We start from the raw sequence: 10,172 nt of genomic DNA, 5'->3' as shown, positions 1-10,172 counted from the left end.
GCCTGACACACCGCCTTCGCGAGCAAGCCCGCTCCCACATTGGAACCGCGCATGTGCCAATGAAAAAGGCGACCCGAAGGTCGCCTTTTCGTCCAGCCCGCGTCGATCAGAACTCGTGATCAGCGTTATCCGGATTCAGGTCGGCGATGCCCAGTTTGCCAGCGGCGGCTTCGATCGACCCGGTCTGCTTGACCAGGGAGGCGATGGCGTCACGGACGATCTGGTTGCCAGCGGTGTTGCCGGCAGCGATCAACTGGTCGTAGTGCTCACCCTTGTTGGCGTGATCGACGATGACCTGCATTTTCGCTTCAGTCGCGGCCAGGTCGGCCTTGAGCGCGGTGTCGGCAGCCGGGTCGATTTTCGCGACCAGGGACGACAGGCTGGCGCCGGTCATTCTGGTGCCGTCGACGCGGGTGTATTCGCCCAGGTACACGTTACGAATGCCCTTGGCATCGTAGAACTGCGAGTTGTGGGTGTTGTCGCTGAAGCAGTCGTGTTCGTCTTCCGGGGAGTTGGCTTCCAGGGAAACCTTCATGCGCTCGCCCGCCAGTTCGCCCAGAGACAGGCTGCCCATGCCGAACAGCATTTTGCGCAGGCCGCTTTCGGCAGGTTCCGCTTCCAGGGTGGCGCGGTAGTTGTCGGCCACGTTCGGCTTCCAGTTACCGACCATTTCTTCCAGGTCGCTGACCAGCAGTTGGGTCACGGATTTCAGGTAAGCGCGGCGACGGTCGTTGTGACCGCCGGTAGCGCCGGCGCCTTCCAGGTAGTCCGAGGCTGGACGGTTGCCGGCGCCAGGACCGGTGCCGTTGAGGTCCTGGCCCCAGAGCAGGAATTCGATGGCGTGGTAGCCGGTGGCAACGTTGGCCTCGGAACCGCCCAGCTCGTTCAGGCTGGCGAGTTTTTCCGGGGTGATGTCTTTCACGTCGACCTTGTCTTCGCCGACCTGAATTTCTGTGTTGGCGATGATGTTGGCGGTGGCGCCCGGGTTACCCAGTGCGTGCTCGTAGGATTTGTCGACGTAGTCGATCAGGCCTTCGTCCAGTGGCCAGGCGTTCACCTGACCTTCCCAATCGTCGATGATGGTGTTGCCGAAACGGAACACTTCGCTCTGCAGGTAAGGAACGCGGGCGGCGATCCAGGCAGCCTTGGCGGCTTTCAGGGTGTCGGCGTTCGGCTTGGCGAGGAAGGCGTCGACGGCGGTTTGCAGGGTTTTGGCAGTGGATTCGGCATCGCTGTAAACGGCGAAAACCATGTCGGCGTAGTGGGCGACAACGGCTTTGGCGGCGGCTTCATCGACTTTACCGGCAGTGGCAGGCGCGGCGGCTGGGGCAGCCGGGGCAGCAGCGGTGGCAGTCGGCGCAGGCGCAGCGGCTTTTTCTTTGTCTTTGCCTTCACCGCAACCGGCGAGGGAAATTGCGATGGCCAACAGACTGGCGGTAGCCAGAGGCATACGAATCATGGCGAACATCCTGCTTCGAGAGGGGGTTGAATGGCGCGTTCGGCGCGCAAAACTGCGACATAATGCAAATCTTTCGCATTCTGTGTAAAGGGTTGTGCTTGGAAATATTTCTTATTTGTAGGAGCGAGCTTGCTCGCGATGGACGTAAGCGCGTCGCGTGCATTCAGGCTTCACGCGTTATCGTTGACGCCCATCGCGAGCGAGCTCGCTCCTACAGGAGATCGTGTGCGCTATAAGATTGCGGCATTGCTGCGCTGGGCCTGCTTGAGGTAGGCACCCAATTCCCGTGCCGGCAGCGGTTTGCTGTAGTGATAGCCCTGACCTTCGTGGCAGCCTTCGGAGATGATGTAGGCCTCTTGCTCGGCGGTTTCCACACCTTCGGCGATCACCTGCATGCCCAGGCTTTTGCCCAGTTGGATGATCGCGCGAACGATGGTTGCGTCGTCGTCGTCATCAAGCAGGTCCTGCACGAAGCTCTTGTCGATCTTGATCTTGTCCAGCGGCAGGCTTTTCAGGTAGCTCAGCGATGAGTAACCGGTACCGAAGTCGTCGATCGCAATCAGCGCCCCGGAGCGACGCAGGCTGAGCAGGTGCTGGGCGGCGGTGCTGATGTCTTCCATCAGGCCAGTTTCGGTGACTTCCAGTTCCAGGCTGCGCGGTGGCAAGCGATACATCTGCAGCAGGTTGTTGACCACCCGCGGCAACTCGGCGTGGTGCAGTTGCACGGTCGACAGGTTCACCGCCATGCGCAGGTCGCTGAAGCCCTGGTCATGCCAGTCGCGCAATTGCTTGCACGCCTGGTCCAGCACCCACTCGCCGATGGCGATGATGGTGCCGTTCTGTTCGGCCAGCGGAATGAACAGGTCCGGCGGCACCAGCCCATGTTCCGGATGTTGCCAGCGAATCAGCGCCTCGACGCCCACGACACGGTGGTCGCGGTAGCTGATCTGCGGCTGATAGACGAGGTAGAACTGCTCGCGGACCAGGGCGTCGCGCAGGTCTTTCTCCAACTCGCGACGACGGCGCATTTCGGTGTCGACGCTGGCGATGTAGAACTGATAGCGGTTGCGCGAGCGGGTCTTGGCCAGGGTCATGGTCTGCTCGGCCTTTTGCAGCAGCTTCTCGGTGCTGTCGCCGTCTTCGGGGAACAGGGTGATGCCGATGGTGGCGCGCAGGCGGATTTCCTGATGATCGAGGGCAAAGGCCGCTTCTAGGTCATCGAGGATGCTTTGCGCCAGTTCGGCGGCTTCGTAGGGTTGTTCGATGTCGGCCTGGACCAGGGCGAACTGGTCACCGCCCAAACGCGCGAGGGCGCCGAGGCGTCCGCTGTGGGCGCGCAGGCGATCGGCCAAGGCCAGCAGCAATTGGTCGCCGGTCTGGTAGCTGAACTGTTCGTTGATGCCCTTGAAGTCATCGAGACCGACACAGAGCACGGCCACCCGCCGTTGCAGCTTGCCGGCGTCGACCAGGATCTTGTCCAGTTGCGTCTGCAATTGCTGGCGGTTTGGCAGGCCGGTGAGGAAATCGTACTGGGCCATGCGCAGCAGGCTGTTTTCCGCTTCGTGGCGCAGATGGGTGTTGCGCTCAATGGATTCGAGCAACTGGTTGGCGGTATTGATCCAGATCCCCAGTTCGTTTTTTTCGTGGCCCTTGAGCTGCGGAATCTTGTGCTCGCTGGGGCGGTCCGGGTTGATCTCGGTCAGGTGCTCGATGATCCGCGACAGCGGCTTGGTCAGCAGCCAGTGATAGACCAGGTACAGCACCAGCCCCATCGCCAGGGCGCGCAGCACACCGGAAATGAAGATGATCACCGAACTGACAATGAACCCCTGGCCGTAGGTGGCGGTGTCCAGGGTGATGCTCAGGTCACCGTAGTACTCGCTGTAGGGCCCGCGTCCCACCAGTTGCGTGGTGAAGGTGCGCTCCTTGCCGAGGATCAGGTCGGTCAGCCAGCGACTGTTGGAGTGCTGCAGTTCACGGGTTTTCTGCGCGAGCATCGCTTCATTGGGATGACCGATGGAGGCCTGGCGCACGGCGTCGTCCTGGAACAGGCCCTCGATTACCTGCATGCCCATCTCCCGGTCCAGGCTGTAGACGGCCTGGGTCGAGGGATCGCGAAACATGTCGAGGATGCGCTCGGCATCGTTGGCAACGGCCTGGCGTGTTTTATAGGCATCGAAAACGATCTGCGCGCAGCTCAAGACCACGCCGACGATCAATGCCGACAGGAGCACGACCCGGAGCAACTTCACCGACAAGCTGTTCTTGAGTTCCAGCTTCAAAGGGCTATTCCTTGTTCCGTGCGGGTAGCATCAAGTTGCCATGAGTATTGGCAATCCCGTGATGGCAGTCAAAGGGTCAATCATCCGTGCGGGATTTTGCCTGCAGCTTGGCCGATATGCTGTGCCTGGATTAATTATCCGATTAGTAGTGTGTCGGTTGTCGAGTCCTTCAACTTGAGGGGGAGGGGGAGATATTTTCCTTTCTTTTGATGGTAGACGGGTGTGGCGTGTGGGCAAGGTGGCGGGGGCGTGTTTCATCGGTGCATTTTGTTCATCCCAGCTTGCGAATGCGCTTTGTCAGGCGGCCACATGATGCCGCAGATATAAACGTCCCCATAAAAAAACCCGGCATGAAAGCCGGGTTTTTGTCTGGCATCGAGCTTAAGCGGTGAAGGTTTTGCCTTCGAACTGCTCAGCCACGAATTTCCAGTTGACCAGGTTCCAGAACGCTTCGACGTACTTCGGACGCAGGTTGCGGTAGTCGATGTAGTAAGCGTGTTCCCAGACGTCGCAGGTCAGCAGCGGGGTGTCGCCGCTGGTCAGCGGGTTGCCGGCGCCGATGGTGCTGGCCAGGGCCAGGGAGCCGTCAGCCTTCTTCACCAGCCAGCCCCAGCCGGAGCCGAAGGTGCCGATGGAAGTCTTGCTGAATTCTTCTTTGAACTTGTCGAACGAACCGAAAGCAGCGTTGATCGCGTCAGCCAGTGCGCCGGTTGGTTGACCGCCGGCGTTTGGCGCCAGGCAGTTCCAGTAGAAAGTGTGGTTCCAGACCTGAGCGGCGTTGTTGAAGATGCCGCCCGAGGAAGTCTTGACGATTTCTTCCAGGGTCTTGCCTTCGAACTCGGTGCCTGGCACCAGGTTGTTCAGGTTCACGACATAGGTGTTGTGGTGCTTGTCGTGGTGGAATTCCAGAGTTTCCTTGGAAATGTGCGGCTGCAGTGCATCGTGTGCGTAAGGCAGTGGCGGCAATTCGAAAGCCATGGTGGATCTCCTAATCAGGTCAGGTGCGGTGAACGCAAGGCCGATCACGGGCGGCCAGACAAGCGCCGGGGAGTTTGTACTCTTTGCGGCGCAGGGTCGGATCATAGCACCGGGGGTCAGGCATAACCACGCAACAACTGTGTGGAATAGAGGTTCCAGAGCCTTTTGGAATAAATCAGCCGGCCATGATCAGTTGCAACGCTACCGCGAACATCATCACCGCCACCAACAGATCGAGGATGCGCCAGGTGCCGGGTCGGGCCAGCCATGGCGCCAGCCACGCAGCCCCCAGTGCGAGGGTGAAGAACCACAGCAACGAAGCACTCGCGGCGCCGACGACATAAGCGCCGGGAACCGTCTGCTGCGCACCGAGAGAACCGATCAGCAACACCGTATCCAGATAAACGTGGGGGTTGAGCAAGGTAACGGCCAGCGCACTGAGCATCACCGCGCGCAACGAGCGCACCGTCTGGTGTTCACCCTGTTGCAGGCTCTGTTTCGAACAGGCCCGGCGCAACGCCTGGCTCCCATACCAGATCAGAAATACCGCGCCACCCCAGCGGGCGACCGCCAACAGCGTCGGGTTCTGCGCCAGCACCGTGGCCAGGCCGAAAACGCCGGCGGCCACCAGCAACGCATCGCAGGCCACGCACAGGGCTGCCACCGGCAAATGGTGTTCACGGCGCAGGCTTTGCGCCAGGACAAAAGCGTTCTGCGTGCCGATCGCCATGATCAGGCCGAACGCCACCAACAGACCGTTTACGTAGCTTTGCCACATGCCAGTCACTCCGCATTCGCCGCCAGGTCGCGCAGCACCTGCATGGCGCGTTCGGCATCGGCCTGGCCGACGAACAAATGGTCGTGGAAATACCCGGCGATCACGTTGCAACTGATGCCGGCTTTTCCCAGTGCGGTGGCGAACGCGGCGGTGAGGCCGACCGCTTCGAGCGCCGAGTGAACGTTGAGGGTGATCCAGGCTGCGACATAGTCGAAAGCGAAACCGGCCCGTTCAGCGTGGGAACGTTCGAGAATCACTGTCAGACCCTCCTGCTCCCGGAAGCTGCCGATGATGTCCACACCTTGTGGCAACTGTCCGTCGCGCAGGGTGCAGAACACATATTCGCCGGCATTGAGTTGCGGGCTCATGCTGCGCAGCAGTGTCGCCAATGAAGTTTCGCCAGCCATTTAGGGTGTTTCCTGTTCAAGAGTTCTTGCTGGTCATTCTCCGGCACAACGTTGTATAAGAAAAACCAATACTACTGATCGCTCATTAGGAAAACTGATGTTCGACTACAAATTACTGTCCGCCCTGGCCGCCGTGGTCGAGCAGGCGGGGTTCGAACGGGCCGCTCAGGTCCTGGGGTTGTCGCAATCGGCGATTTCCCAGCGCATCAAATTGCTCGAAGCGCGGGTGGGCCAACCGGTGTTGGTGCGCGGCACGCCGCCGTCGCCGACGGAAATCGGCCGGCGTCTGCTCAACCATGTGCAGCAGGTGCGTTTGCTTGAGCGCGATCTGCAAAGCCTGGTGCCGGCGCTGGATGAAGAAGGGCTGCCGGAACGCCTGCGCATTGCCCTGAACGCCGACAGCCTGGCGACCTGGTGGGCCCAGGCCGTGGGGGATTTTTGTGCGCAGCAGCATCTGCTGCTGGACTTGGTCGTCGAAGACCAGACCGTCGGCCTCAAACGCATGCGCGCCGGCGAGGTGGCCGCTTGTCTGTGCGCGAGTGAGCGGCCGGTGGCCGGCGCCCGCAGCGTATTGCTGGGGGCGATGCGTTACCGCGCGTTGGCCAGTCCGGCGTTTATCGCCCGGCATTTCCCCGACGGCGTGCGTGCCGATGAATTGGCCCGCACGCCGGCGCTGGTGTTCGGTCCGGACGATTTCCTGCAGCATCGCTACCTCGCATCCCTGGGGGTAGATGGCGGTTTCGAACACCATTTATGCCCATCCTCCGAAGGCTTCATGCGCCTGGCCGAAGCCGGGCTCGGCTGGGGGCTGGTGCCTGAGTTGCAGGTTCGCGAGCAGTTGGAGCGCGGCACTTTGCTCGAGTTGTTGCCAGATAAGCCCATCGATGTGCCGTTGTACTGGCATCATTGGCGCAATGGTGGCCAGTTGTTGGGGTTACTCACCGAGCAACTGGTGCGCGCGACCCAGCGGTATCTCGTGCCCTTCAGGCAGCTTTAAGCGTCAAGCTGCAAGCGGCAAGCAGTGCCACCGCCTCATATTTAACTTGCAGCCTGAAGCTTGAGGCTTGCAGCTGTATCCGAAGGAATACTTCATGAAAATTCTGGTCACCGGCGCAAGCGGCTTCATCGGCGGGCGCTTTGCGCGTTTCGCCCTGGAGCAGGGCCTGGAGGTGCGGGTCAACGGTCGCCGGGCCGAAGCCGTGGAGCATCTGGTACGCCGGGGTGCCGAGTTCGTCCAGGGCGACCTGAGCGACGCGCAGTTCACCCGCCAATTGTGTACCGATGTCGAGGCCGTGGTGCATTGCGCCGGCGCGGTGGGCCTGTGGGGGCGCTATCAGGACTTCCACCAGGGCAACGTCGAGGTCACCGAAAACGTGGTCGAAGCCTGCCTGAAACAGCGGGTTCGGCGTTTGGTGCATCTGTCGTCACCGTCGATCTATTTCGACGGTCGCGATCATCTGGGCCTGACCGAAGAACAGGTGCCCAAACGCTTCAAGCATCACTACGCCGCGACCAAGTACCTGGCGGAACAGAAGGTTTTCGGCGCCCAGGAGTTCGGTCTCGAAACCCTGGCCCTGCGCCCGCGGTTCGTCACGGGCGCCGGTGACATGAGCATCTTCCCGCGTCTGCTCAAGATGCAGCGCAAGGGGCGCCTGGCGATCGTCGGGAACGGCCTGAACAAAGTCGATTTCACCAGCGTGCAGAACCTCAACGAGGCGTTGCTCAGCAGCCTGCTCGCCAGCGGTTCGGCCCTGGGCCGGGCCTACAACATCAGCAACGGCACGCCGATTCCGCTGTGGGACGTGGTCAATTACGTCATGCGCAACATGGAAGTCCCACAGGTTACGCGCTACCGTTCCTACGGCCTGGCCTACTCCGTGGCGGCGCTCAATGAAGGGGTCTGCAAGTTGTGGCCCGGTCGTCCGGAACCGACCCTGTCCCGCCTTGGCATGCAGGTCATGAACAAAAATTTCACCCTCGACATCAGCCGCGCCCGGCATTATCTGGATTACGACCCCAAGGTCAGCCTGTGGACGGCCCTCGACGAGTTTTGCGCCTGGTGGAAAGCCCAGGCCGTTGACTGAACCGACCATGAGGTTGAGGGTCAATCGCTGCGGCAGTGGGGGGTATACTCGCCGCATCACGCCATTACCGATTCACAAGGGTTGACTGAATGTCCATGCGTAACGATGCCAACGACGACTTCGATGATGTGCCGAGCCTGCGTGCCGACACCCTCGACGACGATGATTATCCGGTGACGACCCGTACCTCCGTGCATTCGCGGCCAGCGCCTGTGGTGAAGGTCAAGAGTGCGGGCACCGGCCCGTTGTGGGCGTTGGTCGGCGCGCTGTTCTTTGCGTTCGCGGGCCTTGCGTGGTGGAGCTTTCAGCAGATTTCGCTGATGGAGCAGCAATTGGTGGCGACCCAGGAAAGTTTCGCGCGCATCAGTGAAGAGGCGGCGGGGCGCTTGCAGGACATTTCCGGCAAGGTGGTGGCGAGTCAAACCAACGTCAACAGCGACAGTGAAGCCTTGAAACTGCAAATCAGGCAGTTGGAGACAAAACTGCTGGATCAGAGCCAGCAGCAACAAGGCGTGGCCGGCCAGACCTCGGAACTGGACAAGCGCCTGGCGCAGATGAGTGCGCAAACCGGTGAGCTGGATAAACGCCTGACCCAGGTCTCGGCCTTGAACACCGAACTGCAGAGCGCCAACACCCAGTTGCAGGCTCAGCTCAAAACCGTGACCGGCGAACTGGGCGCACTGAAAAATGCCCCGGCGGACACGGAAAAGTTCGACGCACAATTGAAAAGCCTCGCTGCCGACATTGCCGTGCTGAAGAAACAGGGCAACCCGAGTGCCGCCATCGAGCGACTTGAGCAGGACATGATCGTGCTCAAAAGCGTGCAGGACAACCGCCCGGCAGCGGCTCAGGGAGCGACCAACACCGCCGAATTCGACGCCTTCCGCGGCCAGGTCACTCGCAACATCAATACCCTTCAGGCGCAGATCCAGAACCTGCAGCAGCAGTTGCGGGCTCGGCAGTAACTGCATTTTCGAAAACCCGTGGCGAGGGGGCTTGCTCCCGCTGGAGTGCGAAGCGCTCCCTTGCAATCGGTCAGTCACATCTGGGTTGCAGGCTTTGCGACTGCTGCGCAGCCGAACGGGAGCAAGCTCCCTCGCCACAAAAAAGCGCCTCAATCACAAGCGCCCTGCTTCACAAAGCCCCTCCCTCATCCCCAATCCGTCTACGCTCCTCAAACACAATCAGGAACGAGGAATGCACTATGGGGTTTCTGCAAAAACTGGCATTGCTGGGCGGGCTGCTGTTGTTGGGGCTTGGCCAGGCGCAAGCCGCTTCCACCGAACAGGACGACAGCAAGGCCGCCATCGCCTTGCTGGAAAAGGCCCTGGCTTACTACCACGACAACGGCGACAAGGCCTTCGCCGCGTTCAGCCGGCAAGGCGAGTTCGTCGACAAGGACCGCTATGTATTCGTGCTCGACACCAAAGGCGTGATGCTCGCCAGCGGCGGACCGTCCGCGGCGCTGATCGGGCGGGATGTCTCCGAAGTGCTCGGTCCGGATTTGCAGAAAACCTTCAAGGACGCCTTGAAAGTGCCGGAAGGCAATGGCATTCAGCAGGCCGAATACCGCTGGCAGAACTGGGCCGACGGCAAGGTCGAGCGCAAACACGTGTACTACCAGCGTGTCGGCCAGCGGATCCTGGCAGTCGGCTACTACCTGCCACGAGCCTCGGCAGAACAGGCCATGGCGCTGCTGAACAAAGCAGCGGCCGACCTGGCCAAGGATGAGAAGGGCACCCTGGCGGCGATCAATTCGCTCAAGGGCGGTTACCTGCAGGATGACCTGTATGTGTTTGTCGTCGACCTCAATACCCAGCGCTACGTCGCCCACGGCACCAATTTGCGGCTGATCAACACCGATTTCGCCAAGATCAAGGACCCGGAGGGCAAACCGGTGGGCGAACCGATCCTGGCGCTGATCGGCAAGCAGGATTATGGCGAATATGAGTACCGCTGGAAGAATCCAGTGACCGGTAAGGTCGAGGCCAAGCATGCCTACCTGAAGAAGGTCGGGCATTTTCTGGTGGCGGTGGGGTATTACAGCCCTTGACCTTTGGGTATCAGGGATGACGCCTTCGCGAGCAAGCCCGCTCCCACATTCGACCGTGTTCCCCCAGGCGGAACGGGATCAATGTGTGGGAGCGGGCTTGCTCGCGAATGAAGTCGACGCGGTCTCTCTAC

Annotated in this window: 9 protein-coding genes; 4 read left to right on the top strand and 5 right to left on the bottom strand. The window is 60.9% G+C overall.

The window, feature by feature from the left end:
* Positions 1 to 106: 106 nt before the first annotated feature.
* From B0W55_RS26895 to B0W55_RS26875, 5 genes are all read right to left on the bottom strand, one after another.
* The gene (locus B0W55_RS26895) at positions 107 to 1,459 is read right to left on the bottom strand and encodes an imelysin family protein (RefSeq protein ID WP_077048945.1); all 1,353 of its coding nucleotides are present in this window, start codon (positions 1,457 to 1,459) and stop codon (positions 107 to 109) included.
* A gap of 230 nt (positions 1,460 to 1,689) precedes the next feature.
* Complete coding sequence (locus tag B0W55_RS26890) at positions 1,690 to 3,741, bottom strand: bifunctional diguanylate cyclase/phosphodiesterase (protein WP_077048944.1); 2,052 nt, start codon at positions 3,739 to 3,741, stop codon at positions 1,690 to 1,692.
* Positions 3,742 to 4,122: 381 nt separating this feature from the next.
* Positions 4,123 to 4,719 (bottom strand): superoxide dismutase, encoded by a 597-nt coding sequence (locus B0W55_RS26885; protein ID WP_016773431.1) that lies wholly within the window; start codon positions 4,717 to 4,719, stop codon positions 4,123 to 4,125.
* Between the two features lie 175 nt (positions 4,720 to 4,894).
* Positions 4,895 to 5,497, bottom strand: coding sequence for a LysE/ArgO family amino acid transporter (locus B0W55_RS26880; RefSeq protein WP_077048943.1), 603 nt, complete (start codon positions 5,495 to 5,497; stop codon positions 4,895 to 4,897).
* A gap of 5 nt (positions 5,498 to 5,502) precedes the next feature.
* Entirely contained in the window at positions 5,503 to 5,904 is a 402-nt protein-coding gene (locus B0W55_RS26875; protein ID WP_077048942.1) for an ACT domain-containing protein, read from the bottom strand.
* 97 nt (positions 5,905 to 6,001) lie between these two features.
* On the opposite strand from B0W55_RS26875, the gene B0W55_RS26870 reads away from it, so the two are divergent.
* The 4 genes from B0W55_RS26870 (at position 6,002) to B0W55_RS26855 (ending at position 10,041) form a co-directional block, all read left to right on the top strand.
* Positions 6,002 to 6,901, top strand: coding sequence for a LysR family transcriptional regulator ArgP (locus tag B0W55_RS26870; protein ID WP_077048941.1), 900 nt, complete (start codon positions 6,002 to 6,004; stop codon positions 6,899 to 6,901).
* 94 nt (positions 6,902 to 6,995) lie between these two features.
* Positions 6,996 to 7,988, top strand: coding sequence for an NAD(P)-dependent oxidoreductase (locus B0W55_RS26865; RefSeq protein ID WP_077048940.1), 993 nt, complete (start codon positions 6,996 to 6,998; stop codon positions 7,986 to 7,988).
* Between the two features lie 89 nt (positions 7,989 to 8,077).
* A complete protein-coding gene (locus B0W55_RS26860) occupies positions 8,078 to 8,953 on the top strand; it encodes an ATPase (protein WP_077048939.1) in 876 nt (291 codons plus the stop codon).
* Positions 8,954 to 9,192: 239 nt separating this feature from the next.
* On the top strand, positions 9,193 to 10,041 hold the full coding sequence (locus tag B0W55_RS26855) for a cache domain-containing protein (RefSeq protein ID WP_077048938.1): 849 nt from the start codon (positions 9,193 to 9,195) through the stop codon (positions 10,039 to 10,041).
* The last annotated feature ends 131 nt before the right edge of the window (positions 10,042 to 10,172 follow it).

It is taken from the genome of Pseudomonas sp. KK4, assembly GCF_001984065.1.
Taxonomy (GTDB): domain Bacteria; phylum Pseudomonadota; class Gammaproteobacteria; order Pseudomonadales; family Pseudomonadaceae; genus Aquipseudomonas.
Note: the sequence above shows the minus strand (reverse complement) of the source record. Positions and strands in the feature narration are given on the sequence as shown.